The sequence below is a fragment of the Polaromonas sp. P3_B1 genome (assembly GCF_056402935.1).
Window position 1 is genome coordinate 130,518 of the sequence record NZ_JBFUGK010000002.1, and the last position, 18,685, is coordinate 149,202.

At 60.6% G+C, this 18,685-nt stretch carries 20 protein-coding genes and 1 pseudogene; 12 read left to right on the top strand and 9 right to left on the bottom strand.

Annotated elements, in window-relative coordinates:
- Positions 1–4: 4 nt before the first annotated feature.
- Positions 5–700: a hypothetical protein gene (locus AC1DXS_RS02020; protein ID WP_477735915.1), complete on the top strand. Its 696-nt coding sequence runs from the start codon at positions 5–7 to the stop codon at positions 698–700.
- Positions 701–711: 11 nt separating this feature from the next.
- Complete coding sequence (locus AC1DXS_RS02025) at positions 712–1,266, top strand: adenine phosphoribosyltransferase (RefSeq protein WP_477735916.1); 555 nt, start codon at positions 712–714, stop codon at positions 1,264–1,266.
- Between the two features lie 26 nt (positions 1,267–1,292).
- Here the strand turns inward: AC1DXS_RS02025 and AC1DXS_RS02030 are convergent, their stop codons facing one another.
- The 7 genes from AC1DXS_RS02030 to rpmH all read right to left on the bottom strand — a co-directional run bounded on the left by AC1DXS_RS02030 (position 1,293) and on the right by rpmH (position 7,242).
- Positions 1,293–2,129 carry a hypothetical protein gene (locus AC1DXS_RS02030; protein ID WP_477735917.1) on the bottom strand — a complete coding sequence of 279 codons (837 nt, stop codon included), beginning with the start codon at positions 2,127–2,129 and terminating at the stop codon, positions 1,293–1,295.
- Between the two features lie 254 nt (positions 2,130–2,383).
- Positions 2,384–2,875 (bottom strand): Crp/Fnr family transcriptional regulator, encoded by a 492-nt coding sequence (locus tag AC1DXS_RS02035; protein ID WP_477735918.1) that lies wholly within the window; start codon positions 2,873–2,875, stop codon positions 2,384–2,386.
- Between the two features lie 187 nt (positions 2,876–3,062).
- Entirely contained in the window at positions 3,063–4,475 is a 1,413-nt protein-coding gene (gene mnmE, locus AC1DXS_RS02040; protein WP_477735919.1) for a tRNA uridine-5-carboxymethylaminomethyl(34) synthesis GTPase MnmE, read from the bottom strand.
- Positions 4,476–4,596: 121 nt separating this feature from the next.
- Positions 4,597–6,309: a membrane protein insertase YidC gene (gene yidC, locus AC1DXS_RS02045; RefSeq protein WP_477735920.1), complete on the bottom strand. Its 1,713-nt coding sequence runs from the start codon at positions 6,307–6,309 to the stop codon at positions 4,597–4,599.
- On the bottom strand, positions 6,306–6,635 hold the full coding sequence (yidD, locus tag AC1DXS_RS02050) for a membrane protein insertion efficiency factor YidD (protein WP_477735921.1): 330 nt from the start codon (positions 6,633–6,635) through the stop codon (positions 6,306–6,308). Before yidD ends, yidC begins: the two co-directional genes overlap by 4 nt.
- A complete protein-coding gene (locus tag AC1DXS_RS02055; RefSeq protein WP_477735922.1) occupies positions 6,632–7,054 on the bottom strand; it encodes a ribonuclease P protein component in 423 nt (140 codons plus the stop codon). Before AC1DXS_RS02055 ends, yidD begins: the two co-directional genes overlap by 4 nt.
- A 53-nt stretch (positions 7,055–7,107) precedes the next feature.
- A complete protein-coding gene (gene rpmH, locus AC1DXS_RS02060) occupies positions 7,108–7,242 on the bottom strand; it encodes a 50S ribosomal protein L34 (RefSeq protein ID WP_007862708.1) in 135 nt (44 codons plus the stop codon).
- Positions 7,243–7,677: 435 nt separating this feature from the next.
- On the opposite strand from rpmH, the gene dnaA reads away from it, so the two are divergent.
- The 5 genes from dnaA (at position 7,678) to AC1DXS_RS02085 (ending at position 14,370) form a co-directional block, all read left to right on the top strand.
- Positions 7,678–9,072: a chromosomal replication initiator protein DnaA gene (gene dnaA / locus AC1DXS_RS02065; RefSeq protein ID WP_477735923.1), complete on the top strand. Its 1,395-nt coding sequence runs from the start codon at positions 7,678–7,680 to the stop codon at positions 9,070–9,072.
- 328 nt (positions 9,073–9,400) lie between these two features.
- Positions 9,401–10,507, top strand: a complete 1,107-nt coding sequence (gene dnaN, locus AC1DXS_RS02070) for a DNA polymerase III subunit beta (RefSeq protein ID WP_413328735.1) — start codon at positions 9,401–9,403, stop codon at positions 10,505–10,507.
- Between the two features lie 148 nt (positions 10,508–10,655).
- The gene (gene gyrB, locus AC1DXS_RS02075) at positions 10,656–13,283 is read left to right on the top strand and encodes a DNA topoisomerase (ATP-hydrolyzing) subunit B (protein WP_477735924.1); all 2,628 of its coding nucleotides are present in this window, start codon (positions 10,656–10,658) and stop codon (positions 13,281–13,283) included.
- A gap of 28 nt (positions 13,284–13,311) precedes the next feature.
- Complete coding sequence (locus tag AC1DXS_RS02080; protein ID WP_477735925.1) at positions 13,312–13,593, top strand: DUF3297 family protein; 282 nt, start codon at positions 13,312–13,314, stop codon at positions 13,591–13,593.
- A gap of 129 nt (positions 13,594–13,722) precedes the next feature.
- Positions 13,723–14,370: a 3'-5' exonuclease gene (locus AC1DXS_RS02085; RefSeq protein ID WP_477735926.1), complete on the top strand. Its 648-nt coding sequence runs from the start codon at positions 13,723–13,725 to the stop codon at positions 14,368–14,370.
- A gap of 90 nt (positions 14,371–14,460) precedes the next feature.
- On the opposite strand, the gene AC1DXS_RS02090 is transcribed toward AC1DXS_RS02085, so the two are convergent.
- On the bottom strand, positions 14,461–14,883 hold the full coding sequence (locus AC1DXS_RS02090) for a hypothetical protein (RefSeq protein WP_477735927.1): 423 nt from the start codon (positions 14,881–14,883) through the stop codon (positions 14,461–14,463).
- Between the two features lie 58 nt (positions 14,884–14,941).
- On the opposite strand from AC1DXS_RS02090, the pseudogene AC1DXS_RS02095 reads away from it, so the two are divergent.
- Positions 14,942–15,199: pseudogene (locus tag AC1DXS_RS02095) on the top strand (IS21 family transposase); the annotation flags it as partial.
- A gap of 178 nt (positions 15,200–15,377) precedes the next feature.
- Here the strand turns inward: AC1DXS_RS02095 and AC1DXS_RS02100 are convergent.
- Positions 15,378–16,280 (bottom strand): HNH endonuclease, encoded by a 903-nt coding sequence (locus AC1DXS_RS02100; RefSeq protein ID WP_477735928.1) that lies wholly within the window; start codon positions 16,278–16,280, stop codon positions 15,378–15,380.
- Positions 16,281–16,465: 185 nt separating this feature from the next.
- Here AC1DXS_RS02100 and AC1DXS_RS02105 point away from each other — a divergent pair, with 185 nt between their 5' ends.
- The 4 genes from AC1DXS_RS02105 (at position 16,466) to AC1DXS_RS02120 (ending at position 18,685) form a co-directional block, all read left to right on the top strand.
- Positions 16,466–16,879 carry a VOC family protein gene (locus AC1DXS_RS02105; protein WP_477735929.1) on the top strand — a complete coding sequence of 138 codons (414 nt, stop codon included), beginning with the start codon at positions 16,466–16,468 and terminating at the stop codon, positions 16,877–16,879.
- 175 nt (positions 16,880–17,054) lie between these two features.
- Entirely contained in the window at positions 17,055–17,345 is a 291-nt protein-coding gene (locus AC1DXS_RS02110; RefSeq protein ID WP_477735930.1) for a hypothetical protein, read from the top strand.
- 51 nt (positions 17,346–17,396) lie between these two features.
- The gene (locus tag AC1DXS_RS02115) at positions 17,397–18,170 is read left to right on the top strand and encodes an alpha/beta fold hydrolase (protein WP_477735931.1); all 774 of its coding nucleotides are present in this window, start codon (positions 17,397–17,399) and stop codon (positions 18,168–18,170) included.
- Between the two features lie 290 nt (positions 18,171–18,460).
- Positions 18,461–18,685 (top strand): hypothetical protein, encoded by a 225-nt coding sequence (locus tag AC1DXS_RS02120; RefSeq protein ID WP_477735932.1) that lies wholly within the window; start codon positions 18,461–18,463, stop codon positions 18,683–18,685.

An 18,685-nucleotide genomic window follows, 5' to 3' on the forward strand; every position in this document is an offset into this window, starting at 1 on the left:
TGTCATGGCGGGCATCGATTGGTATCGCGCATGGCAGGCGGCATCCCGCTGGCTCAAACAGGGCACGGGGCTGCTGTTCGCACGGCCCGCGTTGTGGCTCGGCCTGGCATCGCTGGAAAGCCTGGCCACCGCCTGGCTGGGTTCCCGTGATGTCGTGGGCATGTTTTTATCCCTGTTCGTTTTTGCCTTCTTCCTGTGTTCCGTCTACCTGTTGGCCTGGCGCGTGGCGCTGCGGCCCGGCGTGCCGCTTTCAGAACTGGCATCGGGTTGGGCCAGCGCGGTGGGCAGGATTTTTATGGTCTCGGTTCCCTTGGCGGCCGTGATCCTGGCCTTGGCCGCTGCCGCTTACCTCGTGGGTCCCTTTGCGCTTTTTTTATGGTTCGCCATCTGGGCTCCCTGCCTCTGGGTGTTCCTGCCGGCGCTGCTGGTTGACGGGCTTTCCGTGAGAAGCAGCTTGCAGCAGGTCCTGCAAACGCCGGCGCAGCGCTGGGCGGCCACCGGCCTGGCGGTGCTGGGTTTGCTGGCCCTCGCCGCGCTGGTACTCGTCGCGGCCTTTGTGTCGTTGTCCCTGTTGAAGCTGCTGGGCGGCGTCGCCGCCGCCGCCGGCCTTGTGCTGCTGGTGCTGCCCGCCGCCTTGTTGCTGGGGATTTTGCCGGTGCTGTGCGCATTCGCGGCAAGCCGGGACCCTGACCTTTCCTGAAAGTGTGTGCCATGCCAAACCAGCCCGTCAGCCAATTCCTTCGCAGCCACATCCGCACCGTGCCGGACTGGCCCGCGCCGGGCGTGCAGTTTCGCGACATCACACCGCTGCTGCAAAACCCCAAGGTCTTTCGCGTCCTCATTGACGCCTTTGTGCACCGCTATATGGACCCGGCCTTGCGCCCCGACGTGGTGGCCGGCCTGGATGCGCGCGGCTTCATCCTGGGCGCGGTAGTGGCTTATGAGCTCAATGTCGGCTTTGTGCCGATACGCAAGAAGGGCAAGCTGCCCTTCACCACGGTGCAGGAAACCTATGAGCTGGAATACGGCAGCGCCACGGTGGAATTGCATACCGACGCCGTGAAGCAGGGCGACAGGGTCTTGCTGATCGACGACCTGATCGCCACCGGCGGCACCATGATGGCCGGCAAGAAGCTGCTCGAGAAGCTGGGTGCCACGGTGACCGAGGGCGCGGCGATTGTGGACTTGCCCGAACTGGGCGGGTCGGTGAAGCTGCGGGCCGCAGGCCTGCCCTTGTTCACGCTGGTGGATTTCGCCGGGCACTGAGCCGTGCCGGCGTTTGTGCGGGGCGCCTAGATCAGGTCGCCGTACTGCGTGCTGCTGAGCGCCGGGGACGAGGGCGAATCCGGCGGCATCTCGGTGTCTTCGAAACCGGTCAGCAGGGCGTAGGAACGCGGGCCGCTCTTGATGCTTTTGCCCTGCGCGCTGTCCTTGCCCTTCTCCTTCTCCAGGTCCTTGTTTTTGCTCTTGTCTTTTTCTTTGACGCTGACGTTATCTTTGTCTTTGTCTTTGGCGTTGTTCTCAGCTCCGGCGGCTGGGCCTTGTGCGGACGCAGCCATCAAGGCCTGCTTGAACGCGGCCACTTCGTCGGCCTGGATGGGTTCGTAACGCGACGTGGGCGGCTTGACGGGCTTGGCCGCCACATCGGCGAGAGGGGCTGGACCGCTTGGGACGGCTTCCGCAGCCGGCCGGGGCTTGACCACAACCGCTGTTTCATCGATACGCCAGTACACCGCCGGCACCGTGATTTCGAAACGCGCTTTGGCGTTCTGGATGATCAGTGTCTCGATCTCACTGAGCTGCTCAGCGGACCGGCCGAAGGCCTTGGCGAGGTCCATCATCACGAGAAACTCATTGCCGCGCTGGTCCAGCGACAGCACTTTGAATTTATAGCTGGCGGACAGCACGCCCGAGCGTGTCATGGATTCACGGATCGCGACATACAGCTGCTCGCGGCGGGCGTGGCGCTTGAGCTTGGCGCCGTCGCCGGGTATTGCGGCTTCAACCGGCAAGCGTCCCGGAATGGAGAGGGGTGATTTGTCACGTCCGGCAGCGGCGCGTTTCTGCTCCTCCGCTGGAGAAGGTTTGAGCGGGCTTGGTGCGCTGGAAAACCAGTTTAGAAAAGACATGATCGGCGTTCTTGTAATGGATAGGGCAATTTTCCGTCAACGCAGTGTGTTACGTCTGTAAGCAATGCCCACAAACCACTGATCACTGTTGTTTCGCGGTTGATTTAGCGATGACTTTATCGAATCGCCACCACCACTGCACGGTAAAAAATCACGCTCATTCCGCGTTTGCCGGCTGTCATGCAAACATTCGATCAACAGCAGACGTTGTCCGATGACTGCTATGGACGCCAGGGTGGCGCCGACGTATAGCCTCAGGTCACCGCGACGCGCTTGGGCCGGTTGTACAGGCGCTTGGCCATCACCGAACCCATGGCCATGGTCAGCTCCAGTGCGATGGGGCTGTGGCGATTGGCCAGTTCAAGAAAGCGCATGGGCGTGAGGCACCAGAGCTTGCAAGGCGTGGATGCATGTACCGTGGCGCTGCGCGGCATGTGCGAGAAAAACGCGCCTTCGCCGAGCACCGAGCCGGCGCCTACCAGCGCCATGCGCACGCGTGCTTTTTCGTCTTCGTAGTGAACGCTCAAGGTGCCGCTTTCAACGAAATACAGCGTGCGGTCGAGCGCGCCTTGTTCCATCAACACCTGGCCGCTGTTCAAGGCAAACGGCTGCAGGTAGCTGGCCAGAATGTCCCAATGCGGCTGGTTGAATTGGCAACGCAAGGCATCGCTGGCGTGGCAATGCAGGATGGCCTGGGCCAGGCCCTGGATGTCAAAACGGATGGCGGCGGGGAGTGGAGCATTCATAGTGCAACGGAAGATACCTTCGCACTACATCAGCAGCAAGGGCTCTTAACGCCCACTTACACCTGATACAGGGGCGGTCCGATTTGTAATTTCCCCTCGACAGCAGGCCATTTTTAACCCTTTCAGGGGGTTTGCTACCGCTGGTCCGCGCGCGGGGCCCGCCTATCGTCCACCGGCGGCCCGTTTACTACTTTCCAATACAGAATCGCGAAAAAATCTCGCCCAGCAGGTCGTCGGGCGTGAAAGCGCCGGTGATTTCACTGAGGTGTAACTGGGCCTGCCGCAGGTCCTCGGCAAGCAGGTCCAGCGCCGGCTGCGCCGCGTGAAGCTGTTCGCCGGCTTTTGCCAGTTGCTCCTGCACCTGGTTCAGGGCATGCACATGACGCTCGCGGGCCATGAACACCCCTTCCGGAACGGCCTGCCAGCCGGCGACCTCCAGCAAGCGGCCGCGCAGCGCCTGCAAGCCGGCGCCGGTCTTGGCGGAGATCTGCACGCCGCCGGTGATTGTGCTCAGCACCTGCGAAGCGGCCGCATCGGACTTGTTCCAGACATCGATCACAGGTGTGTTGCGGGGCAGTTCACGGCCCAGCACCTGCGCGATGTGCGCATCGGCGGCGAGATAGTCGTCGTTATGGCGGGTCAGGTCATGCAGAAACAGCACGGCGTCGGCGCTGGCGATTTCGGCCCAGGCGCGTTCCACACCAATTTTTTCCACCTCGTCGAGTGCATCGCGAAGGCCTGCGGTGTCCACCACGTGCAGCGGCACACCTTCGATTTGGATCAGCTGCGAGACCTTGTCGCGCGTGGTGCCCGCGATCGGCGTGACGATGGCAAGCTCAGCGCCGGCCAGCGCGTTGAGCAACGAGCTCTTGCCCGCGTTGGGCTGGCCCGCGATCACGACCTTGATGCCCTCGCGCAGCAACGCTCCCTGCACGGCGCGCCGCATCACGTCGGCCAGCGTGGCTTGCAGCCGCTTGAGTTGGCCCTGTGCATCGGCCTTTTGCAGGAAGTCGATGTCCTCTTCGGGGAAGTCCAATGTGGCCTCGACCAGCATGCGCAAGTGGATCAGCTGCTCGAGGAGCGTATTCACGGCCAGCGAGAACTCGCCCGACATCGACCGCGCGGCCGAGCGGGCCGCGGTTTCGGTGCTTGCGTCGATCAGGTCGGCGATAGCCTCGGCCTGGGCCAGATCGATCTTGTCGTTGAGGAAGGCGCGCTCGGTGAATTCCCCGGGCTGCGCCACGCGCAGCCCTGGCAAGGCCGCCTGGCCGGTGACGGGATCGAGCGCGGCGCCGGCCTCAAGGCAGCGCGCCAGCAGCAATTGCAGCACCACAGGCCCGCCATGGGCCTGCAGTTCCAGCACGTCTTCGCCGGTGTACGAGTGAGGCGCGGGGAAGTGCAGGGCCAGGCCCTGGTCTATCGCTGCGCCCTGCGCGTCGCGAAAAGGCAGGTAGGTCGCCTGGCGCGRCTGCAGCGTGCGGCCGCACACGGCTTCTATGACGGGCGCGATGCGCTTTCCCGACACACGCACAATGCCCACCGCTCCGCGCCCAGGGGCGGTGGCGATGGCGACAATAGGATCGTGGTGTCGGGCCAGCATGGTGCTAGATGTTAAAGGGCAAAGCGGCCGGCGGGGCAGGCCAGGGACTGCGGCAAGGCCCCGGCAAGCTTCCAAAGAAAAGGGCCGCGAAGCGGCCCGATTTTTTTGTTTTTCGTCTGCCTTATTTGAATTTCGGCAAATTGAACTGTGGCGGCACGCCCATGCGGGTGTTGATGATCCACTGCTGGGCGATAGACAGGATGTTGTTGGTGATCCAGTACAGCACCAGGCCGGCCGGGAAGAAGAAGAACATCACGCTGAAGATCAGCGGCATGAACCACATCAGCTTGGCCTGCATCGGGTCCGGCGGCGCGGGGTTGAGGGCCGTCTGCAGCATGGTCGTCAGCGTCATCAGGACGGGCAGGATAAAGAACGGGTCCGGCGCCGAGAGGTCATGGATCCAGCCGATCCAGGGCGCGTTGCGCATCTCGACGCTGGACAGCAGCACCCAGTACAGCGCGATGAACACCGGGATCTGGATCATGATGGGGAAGCAGCCGCCCATGGGGTTGACCTTTTCCTCGCGGTAGATCTTCATCATGGCCTGCTGCATTTCCTGAGGCTTGTCCTTCAGGCGCTCGCGCATTTCCATGATCTTGGGGTTGATGGCCTTCATCTTGGCCATGCTGGCATAAGCCTTGGCATTGAGCCAGTAGAACGCGATCTTCAGCAGCAGCACCAGCGCCACGATGGACCAGCCCCAGTTGTGGATGAAGCCGTGCAGCTTGTCGAGGAGCCAGTACAGCGGCTTGGCCAGGATGGTGAGCCAGCCGTAGTCCTTGACCAGCTCCAGGCCGGGGGAAATCGCTTCCAGGGTTTTTTCTTCCTGCGGGCCGACGAAGAACTTCGAGTCAATCGTCTTGGTCGCGCCGGGTGCGACCATGTCCAGCGGCGTGATCATGCCGACGGCGTAGAGGTTGGTGTCGACCTTGCGGAAGAACAGGTCGCGCTTGATGCCGTCGCCCAGAATCCAGGCCGAGGCGAAATAGTGCTGCACCATGGCGGCATAGCCGTTGCTCGCCTGTTTCTCGACGTCGACCTTGTTGTTTTCAATGTCCTTGAACTCGACCTTCTGGTATTTCTTGGCGTCGGTGTAAATCGCCGGGCCGGTGAAGGTGGAATAGAAGGAGGACTCTCCGGGCGGCTTGTTGCCGTCGCGCACCAGCTGCAGGTACAGCTGCGGCGACACGGCGGCCGTGCCGGTGTTGACGATGTCATGGCGCACCGCGATGTCATAGGCGCCGCGCTTGAGGGTGTAGGTCTTGACCAGCTTGACGCCGCCGACGTCAGGCGATTCGAATTTGACTTCGAGCTCGTTGAGGCCTTCCTTGAGCGAACGTTCACCCGGGACGAGCTTCATCACGGTCTTGTGCGTGGGAAGGCTGCCGCTGCCGATCAGGCCGGTCTGCGCCACGTAGACGCGGTTGGCGCTTTCATCCAGCAGCACAAAGCCCTGGTCCTTGTGCGTCTGGTCCATGTATTTGGCAAAGGCCGAGTGCACCAGCGTGCCGCCTTCGCTGTCGAAGGTCAGCGTCAGCACGTCAGTGCTCACCACCACGCGCTCTTTGGTGGCTGCCGGCGTCACCGACGGCGCACCTGCGGGTACGGCACCAGGCGCAGCGGGCACGGCACTGGCGCTGGGGGCCGTCGGCACCGAAGAAGCCGCGGCGCCGGTAACCGGCGCGGAGGCAGCTGCAGCGGGTGCTTTGGCCGACTGCGTGGCCGACGGGAAGAAGGTCGCCTTGTGGCCGTTAAAAACCTGCCACTGGTCCCACAGAAGGACCATGGAGAAACCAAATATCACCCACAAGATGGTGCGGCGGATGTCGTTCATGACGGCGTCTTTTTAGAAGGGGTAGGGGCCACGGGGGTGACCAGGCGGGAAAAAAGAGAGAAAGGGCGCAGCGCGGAAGCGGCCGGCACCGGATCGTGCCCGCCCTCACACCAGGGGTGGCAGCGCACCAGGCGGTGCAGCGTGAGGTAGCTGCCGACGGCAGCGCCGTGCTGTTGCAAGGCCTCAAGTGAATAAGCGGAGCAGGTGGGCTCAAAACGGCAGGCCGAGCCCAGCCAGGGGCTGAGCAGCAGGCGATAGCCTTTGACCAGGCCGATCAACAGCGTTTGCGGCAGGCGGCCGATGGCGGCCAAGGCTGCGCGGCTCATGATGCGCTGGCTCCGGCCTGCATCAGGGCCTGGACTTCTGCGCGCACAGCCTGCTTGAGCGGCTCGGAGCTGGCGCTGATGAATTCCTTGCGCGAAAAATCACGCCGCAAGCGGACCACATAAGCGGCCTGGGGGTACTGATGCGAAAAATCAGCGCTCACGGTGTAGATCTGGCGTTTGATGGCGTTGCGCGTGACAGCCCGTTTGGCCCAGCGTTTGGGAACCATGGCCCCGAGCCAGGTGTCCTGGACGGGGAACAGCGGCTTCGCCGAAACGGCCGTATCGACAGGGCCGCCCGATTCCGCTTGCACCGGCCGGGCGTCCAATGCATTGCGGTGCAATGCGAAGTGCGTTGTCTTTGCAACAATGGCGCCGGCAAGAACTGCCTGGAACTGGGTACGGGTTTGAAGCCGCTGCACGAGCGCCAGGCCTCAGTTCAGAAAACTGCGGATGGCCAGCAAAAACGACAGACTCAGACAGCCAGGCGTTTGCGGCCCTTGGCGCGGCGTGCGGCGATCACTGCGCGGCCGCCCCGGGTTTTCATGCGGGTCAGGAAGCCGTGCGTACGGGCGCGTTTGACTTTGGAAGGTTGGTAAGTGCGTTTCATGATGAGTCCTTAATCTTGTGAGCCGCCCGGCTATTCGCCGGTCAGCACAAGCTTCCTTGTTTGATTCGAATGATCTTGGTGGCCGTACAACACAACCAACTCTGCAAGTCTGCAAACAGGCATCAAGCCCGCTGCGAATCAGGGAAACCCATGATTATCGCAGATTTCCCAACGCTGGCAACAAGTTAGCCCCGTCATTGGGGGTAAAGACTGAACAGCGCCCGCAAGCGGGTGCCCGGCCACGGGAACGCCGCCTGAACCCATTGCAGACCCCGCCTGCAGGGGCCGGAAATAGGTTGAAACCCGCAGCAATTATTTTGTGGATAACTCCCCGTCCAGACTACAATTGCCGGTGCTCAAAATTAACAATATCCACAAGCAGCGACCCGCCGTCCGGCCCCTTCCGCCGGCCCGGCAACCCGGCAAAAAAACCCCATGAGTGAGGCATCCGTCCAAAACCTGAGCCAGGGCTTGTGGCAAAGCTGCGTCGACCACCTGGCGCAGGAATTACCCGAGCAGCAGTTCAACACCTGGATCCGTCCCCTGGTGGTTGACGTCGCGGCCGACCTCTCCAAAGTCACCGTTCTGGTGGGCAACCGCTTCAAACTCGACTGGGTGCGCGCCCAGTACGCCGGCCGTATTTCCGCCCTGCTCGAGAAGATTTCCGGCCAGGCCATAGCACTTGAGTTAGCGCTTGCTCCTCGTGAAGCCCCCGCCAAGCCGAACCATTTGGTCCGCAGCTTCGAGGGCTCCAATATCCCCGAGCCCGCCGGCCTGGGCGTTCCCGAAGAAGCCGCCGGCGCGCCGTTCAAAAACCGGCTCAACAGCGCGCTGACCTTCGACACCCTGATTGAAGGTACGGCCAACCGCATGGGCCGGGCCGCCGCGCTGCATGTTTCCAGCAGCCTGGGCCAGCTTTACAACCCGCTTTTTATCTACGGCGGCGTCGGCCTGGGCAAAACCCATTTGATGCACGCCATCGGCAACAAGCTGCTGGTGGACAACCCCGCCGCCAAAGTTCTCTACATCCACGCTGAACAGTTTGTTTCAGATGTGGTTAAAGCTTACCAACGCAAGACTTTTGATGAATTCAAGGAGCGTTACCACTCCCTGGATTTGCTGCTGATTGATGACGTCCAATTCTTCGCCAACAAAGATCGCACCCAGGAAGAGTTTTTTAACGCTTTCGAGGCCTTGCTGACCAAGAAGTCGCACATCGTGATGACCAGCGACACCTATCCCAAGGGCCTGACGGACATCCACGAGCGCCTGGTTTCCCGCTTCGATTCCGGCCTCACCGTCGCCATCGAGCCGCCCGAGCTTGAAATGCGCGTGGCCATCCTGATCCGCAAAGCCGAGGCCGAAGGCGCCTCCATGCCTGAAGAAGTCGCCTTCTTCGTCGCCAAGAACGTGCGCTCCAATGTGCGCGAGCTCGAAGGCGCGCTGCGCAAGATCCTGGCCTATTCGCGCTTCAACCTCAAGGAAATCTCCATCCAGCTGGCCCGGGAGGCCTTGCGCGACCTGCTGTCCATCCAGAACCGGCAGATCAGCGTCGAGAACATCCAGAAGACCGTCGCCGACTATTACAAGATCAAGGTCGCTGACATGTATTCCAAGAAGCGGCCCGCCAGCATCGCCCGGCCGCGGCAGATCGCCATGTACCTGGCCAAGGAACTGACCCAGAAGAGCCTGCCCGAGATCGGCGAGCTGTTTGGGGGCCGCGACCACACCACGGTGCTGCATGCGGTGCGCAAGATGTCCGCGGAGCGCCAGCAGATGACAGAGCTCAACCAGCAGCTGCACGTGCTGGAACAGACCCTCAAAGGGTAAAAGGCTGAATGCACCTCTATATATATGGGAAATGAATCCTTTAGCGTTCACTTTTTCGGGGCTTTCGGACCCAATCCCGGGCCCAAAAGCCTTCGCAACAACTTTGGGGACAACTTTTGAACAACCAGCGGTTTATCCACAGAAGCAGATGACAATCGAAAGTTGTTCATATCCGGCAGCAGGCTTCCAAGGCATCTGGGCACATGGTTAAACAAACGCCAAGTGGTTGATCAAAAAGGGGAAAATGGCGCTATCCACAGAAAGGCGCCACCCTTATCTACTACTACTAATTTGAATTAAAGAATTAAAGATAAATACAGAGGAACTCATGATCGTTCTGAAAGCAACCCAGGATAAAGTTTTGTCGGTACTGCAGTCGGTGGCCGGCATCGTGGAGCGCAGGCACACCTTGCCGATTCTGGCCAACGTGCTGATCCGCAAAACCGGCGCACAGGTGCAGCTGACCACCAGCGATCTTGAAATCCAGATCCGCACCACGGCCGAGCTCGACGGCGACACCGGCAACTTCACCACCACCGTGGGCGCCCGCAAGCTCATCGACATCCTGCGTTCCATGCCCAGCGACCAGACCGTCTCGCTCGAGTCCTCGCAGAACAAGCTGATCCTCAAGGGCGGCAAGAGCCGCTTCACGCTGCAAACCCTGCCCGCCGAAGACTTCCCCCTGGTCCAGGAAGCCGCCAACTTCGGCCCCGGCTTCTCGGTGCCGCAAAAGGTCCTCAAGGAGCTGCTCAACCAGGTCTCCTTCGCCATGGCCGTGCACGACATCCGCTACTACCTCAACGGCATCCTCTTCGTCGCCGAAGGCAAGCAGCTGAGCCTGGTCGCCACCGACGGCCACCGCCTGGCCTTCTCCTCCGCCATGCTCGATGTTGAAGTGCCCAAGCAGGAAGTCATCCTGCCACGCAAGACCGTGCTTGAAATGCAGCGCCTGCTCAGCGACAAGGAAGGTGCCATCGAGATGCAGTTCGCCGGCAACCAGGCCAAGTTCAGCTTTGAAGGCATGGAGTTCGTCACCAAGCTGGTCGAAGGCAAGTTTCCCGACTACAACCGCGTGATCCCCAAGAACCACAAAAACATCATCACCCTGGGCCGCGTGCCCCTGCTGGCCAGCCTGCAGCGCACCGCCATCCTGACCAGCGAGAAGTTCAAGGGCGTGCGCCTGAACATCGAGCCCGGCACCCTGCGCGTGGCCTCCAACAATGCCGAGCAGGAAGAAGCCGTCGACGAGCTCGACATCGACTACGGCGGCGACGCCATCGAAATCGGCTTCAACGTCACCTACCTGATCGACGCGCTGGCCAATATGGACCAGGACATGGTCAAGATCGAACTGGCCGACTCCAACAGCTCCGCGCTGCTGACCATCCCCGACGATTCGGCCTTTAAATACGTGGTGATGCCCATGCGCATCTAGCGCGCCGGACTTACGCCAACACCCATCAGACCCGCGACCCTACGCGGGTTTGGTCATTCAAGAGATTGAAGAATTCGAAGCAATTCGAAAAGACATCGCGAAACAGCTCACGAAATAGCTCGTGAAAAGATCGGAAAAGAAGCCGGATATGACTGAAGAAAACAAAGTGAACGAAGCCGAACAGGTGCATGTGTCCGAAGGCGCGGCCACCGAGGAAAGCTCCAATTTCCAGCCCAAGATCGATACCAACCAGGCCGGCGCGTCCGAAGCCTATGGTGAAGGCTCCATCCAGATCCTGGAAGGCCTGGAAGCCGTGCGCAAGCGCCCCGGCATGTACATCGGCGACACCTCCGACGGCACCGGCCTGCACCACCTGGTCTTCGAGGTGGTCGACAACTCCATCGACGAAGCCCTGGCCGGCCATTGCGACGACATTGTCGTCACCATCCACACCGACAACTCCGTCAGCGTCACCGACAACGGCCGCGGCATCCCCACCGGCATCAAAATGGACGACAAGCACGAGCCCAAACGCTCGGCCGCCGAAATCGCCCTGACCGAGCTGCATGCCGGCGGCAAGTTCAACCAGAACAGCTACAAGGTCTCCGGCGGCCTGCACGGCGTGGGCGTGAGCTGCGTCAACGCACTCAGCAAAATGCTGCGCCTGACCATTCGCCGCGACGGCAAGGTCCATGTCATGGAGTTCTCGCGCGGCTTTGTGCAGAACCGCATCGTCGAGACCGTCGACGGCGTTGAAGTGTCACCCATGAAGGTCATGGACGACACCGACAAGCGCGGCACCGAAGTCCACTTCCTGCCCGACACCGAGATCTTCAAAGAGAACAACGACTTCCACTATGAGATTTTGAGCAAGCGCCTGCGCGAGCTCAGCTTCCTCAACAACGGCGTGCGCATTCGCCTGAAAGACGAGCGCACCGGCAAGGAAGACGACTTCGCCGGCGCCGGCGGCGTCAAGGGTTTTGTCGAGTTCATCAACAAGGGCAAGACCGTCCTGCACCCCAATGTGTTTGCCGCCATGGGCGACCGCCAGAGCGACCAGGGCACCAACATCGGCGTTGAAGTCGCCATGCAGTGGAACAGCGGCTACAGCGAACAGGTGCTGTGTTTCACCAACAACATTCCCCAGCGCGACGGCGGCACCCACCTGACCGGCCTGCGCGCCGCCATGACCCGCGTCATCAACAAATACATCGACGACAGCGAGCTGGCCAAAAAAGCCAAGGTGGAAGTCACCGGTGACGACATGCGCGAAGGCCTGTGCTGCGTGCTTAGCGTCAAGGTGCCCGAGCCCAAGTTCAGCAGCCAGACCAAGGACAAACTCGTTTCCAGTGAAGTGCGCGGCCCGGTCGAAGACATCGTGAGCCGTTTGCTGCACGACTACCTGCAGGAACGCCCCAACGACGCGAAGATCATTGTCGGCAAGATCATCGAAGCCGCCCGCGCCCGTGAAGCCGCGCGCAAGGCCCGCGACATGACGCGCCGCAAAGGCGTGCTTGACGGCATGGGCCTGCCCGGCAAGCTCGCCGACTGCCAGGAAAAAGACCCCGCAGGCTGCGAAATCTACCTGGTCGAGGGTGACTCCGCCGGCGGCTCCGCCAAGCAGGGCCGCGACCGTAAATTCCAGGCCATCCTGCCCCTGCGCGGCAAGATCCTTAACGTCGAAAAAGCCCGCTATGAAAAGCTGCTGACCAGCAATGAAATTCTCACGCTGATCACCGCCCTGGGCACCGGCATCGGCAAGGCCGGCGGCGTCGGCGGCACGGCCGGCACCGACGACTTCAACGTCGCCAAGCTGCGCTACCACCGCATCATCATCATGACCGACGCCGACGTTGACGGCGCCCACATCCGCACGCTGCTGCTCACCTTCTTCTACCGCCAGATGCCTGAGCTCGTCGAGCGCGGCCACATCTACATCGCCCAGCCGCCGCTCTACAAAGTCAAGGCCGGCAAGGAAGAGCAGTACCTCAAGGACACCGCGGCCCTGGACGGCTTTTTGCTGCGCATCGCGCTCAAGGATGCCAGCGTGCAGACCGGCCCCGATGAAAAATCCATCCTCACAGGCGACACGCTGGCCGAGCTGGCGCGCAAACACCAGCTGGCCCAATCCGTCATTGCCCGCCTGAGCGGCTTTATGGATGCCGAAGCGCTGCGCGCCATTGCCGACGGCGTGCACCTGAACCTGGACACCGTGGCCGACGCTGAAGCGTCCGCCATCGCCCTGCAGGCCAAGCTGCGCGAACTCAACACCACCGGCACCCCCGCCGAAGTGGCCGGCGAATTCGACACCCGCAACGACAAGCCGATTTTGCGCATCAGCCGCCGCCACCATGGCAACGTCAAGAGCAGTGTGCTCACGCAAGACTTTGTGCACGGCGCCGACTACGCCACCCTGGCCGAAGCGGCCGCCACCTTCAAGGGCCTGATCAGCAGCGAAGGCGCCAAAGTCATGCGCGGCGAAGGCGAACGGCAGAAAGAAGAAAAAATCAGCGACTTCCGCCAGGCCATGGCATGGCTCATCGGCCAGGCTGAAAACGCCACCTCTCGCCAGCGCTACAAAGGCCTGGGCGAGATGAACCCCGCCCAGCTGTGGGAAACCACCATGGACCCCACTGTGCGCCGCCTGCTGCGCGTACAGATCGACGACGCCATCGAAGCCGACCGCGTCTTCACCATGCTGATGGGCGACGAGGTTGAGCCGCGCCGCGAGTTCATCGAGCAGAATGCCTTGCGCGCCGCGAACATCGACGTCTGATACACGACCAACCCCCTTTCCTGATTCCATGACCGAAGAAACCACGACCACCACGGCAGCAGCAGTAGCGACAACAGAACGCCCGGCGCTGCCCGACCACCTCTCCACCGACGAGCGCAGCCCGCATTTCATCAGGGCCATCTTTGAGCACGACGTCGGCATACGCTTTAACGACAAAGAGCGTTTTGACGTTGCCGAGTACTGCATCAGCGAAGGCTGGATCAAGGTCCCCGTCGGCAACAAGGTCGACCGCAAGGGCAACCCGCTGATGATCAAGCTCAAGGGCAAGGTTGAGTCGTTTTACAAATAAGCCTCTGCTTGGCCCGGGCCGGTGCAAGCATGACGAACCTGGCCACGATCAACACCATGAAGTTGAACCTCCCGCAGGTGATCTTCATGGTGTTTTTCTTTGCGTGAACAACAACAACATCAGCAAACCATGAGCTGCATCGCCGTCATCGACTTCGAAACCACAGGCCTGTCACCGGCCATGGGCGACCGCGCCACCGAAATCGCCATCGTGCTGGTTGAAGAAGCCAGCGGCAAAGTCGTGGACCGCTTCCAGAGCCTCATGAACGCGGGCCGCTACATCCCGTCCTTTATCGAAAGCCTGACAGGCATCAGCAACGCCATGGTCGCCGCCGCACCCGCGGCCGATACCGTGATGAGGGAAGCCAGCCGCTTTGTCGGCAGCGCCCCCATGGTGGCCCACAACGCGTCCTTTGACCGCCGCTTCTGGGAAGCCGAACTCAGTCTGGCCGGCGAACAAGCAGCAAGCCAGCCCTTTGCCTGCACCATGCTGGTCGCTCGAAGGCTGTACCCCCAAGCCCCCAGCCACAAGTTAGGCGTGCTGATCGACTATCACCGCTTGCCCAAAGCCGGCCGCGCCCACAGGGCCATGGCGGATGCCGAGATGGCGGCCTCCTTGTTGGGCCAGATCCAGGAGGATTTGCGTAGCCGGCATCGGGTGGCCAGGCCGGATCATGGTTTGTTGCTGGCCTTGCAGCGGTGTGCCAAGCCGGGGGTGGGGGCGTTGATGTCTAAATATGCTGAGAGGCAAAAAGAAGTGGCTTGTGGCGCTTTATAGATAGTTGGAGTCATCGAGGCTCCCTTTTTTTAAGTCAGCTATCCACGCATAAAGTTCACTCACTGAGTAAAACACCGGCTTATTCAACACTTAAACCCAATGTGGATCAGCAGCAAGCAATTTCCTGTCTACATAGCGCACCTTACACGCGTCAAACGCTTCGACAGTAGTGCTCATGACGGCCGCCTCACGCGCCAGCACTTTGCGATAAGTTTCAAGTATGAGTTTGTATTCAGGGGATTCCTGGTCATTCAATACGTCTAAAACGTGGTCAACTTTTCCACCCGCCAGTTCGGCATCAAAAAAGTGGCCTTCAAAATGCGGAAACTGAGTAAATACCTGGCCAAACCCCCCGCTTAAAGCGGCCTCACGAATAGTCGTGTTCAATGTCCATGTTCCGCTATTAACCATCGTCCCCTTCCTCAAGTATTTGGGCGTATCTGAATCATGGACAACAACGTAGGGGTGTTGAATTCCGTCGAAATCTGATCCACTTAACGCAGTAATTTCCATCCAAAACTGACCCACGTAGGCACTACCCTGCTTGTTTTAAAAGCAGGGGAAATTAGGAGTGATAGACGTGGCGACATTGAATGTCATCAGACGTTGGGCATTGAGGGATCAGATGTCCATCCGCGAGATCTCAAGGCGTACAGGCCTGGCTCGCAACACAATAAAGAAGCACCTGCGGTCGGAAGAGAGCGAGCCCAAGTACCCAAGGCGGGCCAGCTCAAGCAAGCTCGATCCCTACGCCGAGAAGCTGGCCACCTGGCTGGATATCGAGGCAACAAAATCGCGGAAACAGCGGCGCACTTTGAGGCAGATCCACACACTCAGCCAAAAAAGGAGAAAACCAAGAACTTATCCACATCGTGAGCACCTTCTGCTCACAAAGAGTGTGGGTCAATATTCGATGGAAAACTCGGGTCAGACTTCAGTGCAATTCAACATCGGTTCTTTAATGATGACCGAACGCCCTGGTGTTTGCCAGGCTGCGGGTTTTCGCGCTATGCGGCCGCTCTGAACATCTCGAAGCGATGCGCCAGACGATCGCGATCTGGGGCATCTTCCACTCGAATGGGTTGCTTAATGAGTTGTCCGTGAAGTCGTTGCATGACCTCCAACATAGGCCCATCTTTTTGGATGAGCAATCGAGCGGAGACGTGGATGCGGAAGTCTGGGTCAATGCCAATGAGATGAGCATCGAAGGCTGCGTGATGAATCTTTGTCAAAGGAATTCCATTTGGAACAATCGCATGACCGAGCTCCTCGTTGCCATCTGAAATGATGTGAGCTGCGTCCAGAAGCATTGGCTCAGGCATTCCTGACAACGCGCAGCGGTTGCCATATGCACTAATAACTGCATCTCGGAACGAGGCTTGATGCAGCCGCTGTTTAACCTGACGAAGTGCATATCGACGTGCCAAGCTGTTTTCAGATACCTTGGGAATACCGCCCAGATCTAGATCGCTGAATGACACTTTCACTTTGGCCTCGTTTGGGTGCCAGCTTTCAATGAACGCGGAAACGAAAGCTTGATAGCGTCCAGGTGATACGCCCAAAAAATACAGGATGGGGACGCGGCGATCCATTGCCTCCTTGAGCCATCTGTTGTCGGCTACGTTCGGGTCGGTCCCCATGAACGAGTAGTCGACGGTCTCTTCACCGTCGTAAATTTGCTTGTGAACGCTGCGTTGGTCGTCGTACCAGATCTTTGCGCCGGGTTTCGGAAAGACGGTCTTGATGGATAGCAGAGTTTCCATTTGACGCGGCTTGAAGATTCCGCGTTGCGGGTTCACAAGGGGGATGCGTTGTCCCTCGAACTGGAAGCCTTTTGCGAGATCCGCACCGGTGAGCTGGTCTCTGGTTTTTTGTAATTGGCGGACTTGTTCAAAGGCGGCCATCCTCATTGCCCAATCCGCACTGCTAATTCTCATTGGTGGAGCTTAGCAAGCTATTCATTGATTGACCAGACTGTCTTAGCTGTCTTGACCGGTTGAGGTGTGCGTGTAGCCATCCAAGACGTAGGGCATTTGTTGTCTGGTCGCGCGAGCCTAAGTAAGCTCAATTTTCCAATTACTTTAGGACAAAGCCCATGCCCAACACCCCCTCCCTCCCATCCAGCATCATCTCCCACGTCTCCCTAGGCACCAACGACTTCCCACGCGCCAAGGCCTTCTACACCGCCGTGCTGGGCGCGCTGGAGATCAAGGTGATCATGGAGCACCCCGGGGCCATTGCATTTGGGCGGGCGTTTCCGGAGTTCTGGGTTGGGGTGCCGCATGACGGGGGCAGGGCGCAGGTGGGCAATGGCTCGCATTTTGGCTTTCTGGCCGTTTCCAAAGCACAGGTGGATGCCTTTTATGCCAAGGCGCTGGAGCTGGGCGGCATCGGTGATGGTGCGCCGGGGCCGCGGCCTTTGTATGGGCCGCAGTATTACGGGTGTTTTGTGCGTGACCTGGATGGGCACAAGATTGAGGCGCAGTTCTCGGATATGTCGGCGGGCTGAGCGCCTTTGGCGCCGGCCGGGGTTTGTCTTAAGCCTCGCCTTGTCGCGCCTGGGTACGGGGTGCTGTCTGACATGGGCAGGATCGTGTGGTTTCCAGAATGGGTTGACAGGCACCGCCTTCGCCTTCCTTTGGGCGTGGGCGTGAATTCAACACCCTTCACAAGGAGACCACACCATGGCCAACAAACCCGGCAAACCGAATGTTCAGCGCAGCGTGGGCATTACCGGCACCGCTGCCGACCCGACCATCGAGCAGGACACCACCAACACCGGCACTAACACCAGCCCCAAGGCCTCCGCATCAGGCCACGGCGGCAAGGTAGAGAACGACTTCAACCAGGTGGGCGAACAGAAACCCACGCAGAAGAACGAAGGCCAGCGCACGGCCAACAGCCGCCATGACCGCGAGTCGCATGTGGGCGGCAGCAACCAGCTGCAGGCGCGGCGGGGTACGACGGGGCGCTGATGATGGTGCGTGCGGGGCCCTCGGGCGCCGCTGTCCTCAAAAGGAGTGACTGTGGAAAACTTCAATCATCGAAGCGGCGAGCACCTGATGCTGGACAGCGCGAAGATTTACTTCGAAGTCCACGGCGACGACGCCGGCTCGGCGCTGCTGTTTCTGCACGGCGGGCTGGGCACCATGGGGGACTTCAACGGCGTGCTGCCGCTGCTGAAACAGCGCTTCAGGCTGATTGCCATCGACAGCCGCGGCCACGGCAAGTCCACGCTGGGCACGGCCGCCCTGAGCTACGAGCGTCTTGCCCTTGATGCCGCTGCCGTGCTGAAGCACCTGGGCGTTGAACGCTGCAGCGTGGTGGGCTTCAGCGACGGCGGCATCACGGCGCTGCGCATGGCTGCGAAGGCAGACTCATGCGTAGACAAGCTGGTGGTGATTGGCACAGACAAGATGCTCAAGCCCGACGACCCGGTGCGCAAGCTGCTGGGCAGCGTGACGGCGGAGAGCTGGACAAAGAAGTTTCCTGAGACGGTGGCGCTTTACCGGGACCTTAATCCCCAGCCTGATTTTGCGGGCCTCATTGAGGCCATCGTGCCCATGTGGCTGGATGACAGCGGCAGCGGCTACCCGGGCGAGAGCGTCAAACGCATCCGCTGCCCTTTGCTGGCGGTGCGCGGCGATGAAGACCACCTGGTGTCGCGCGCGAGTGTGGTCGAGCTGGTGGAGCAGGTGCAGGGGGCGAAGCTGCTGAACATCCCCTTCGCGGGCCACGAGGCGCACAAGGACCAGGCCGAAGTGGTGATGGCGAGTGTGAACCGGTTTCTGCGGGAATGAGGCGGGTTTCCTGGTGGGCCGGGGTCTTGAAGGGCATACAACGCCCGTTCGCCCTGAGGTAGCCAAGGGTTTGGTGCCTCATGCGTGGGGGGCTTCGATACCTCAGCCCGAACGGAGGGGGGTATGGCTTCGACAGGCTCAGCCCGAACGGACATTTGGTTTTGAGTGCGGCGTCTTTACCTGCCGCTGAGGCATTTCCTTACAAACCGCAACATGGCAGACGCACAGGCCTAAGCCTGGCGGCGCAGCATCGAATCCTCGTTGATTTTTTGTTGCCGGGGTTCAATGCCATGAAGAAGCTTGCCGACTTTTTATTCCGCCCTCGCTATCTGCGCGCCATCCCTTCGCTGGTGGTGCTGACCACCGCCATGGCCTGGGGTGTGGCGCCGGACCCGGATGTGATGGACACCATGCAGAAGGCGGAGAAGCGCGCGGGTGTGAGCCTGGCGCTCAATCATGCGGCTGTGGGCAGCCGCCCCAGTGACCTGCCGCAGGACAAGCCTGAGCAGGCTTGA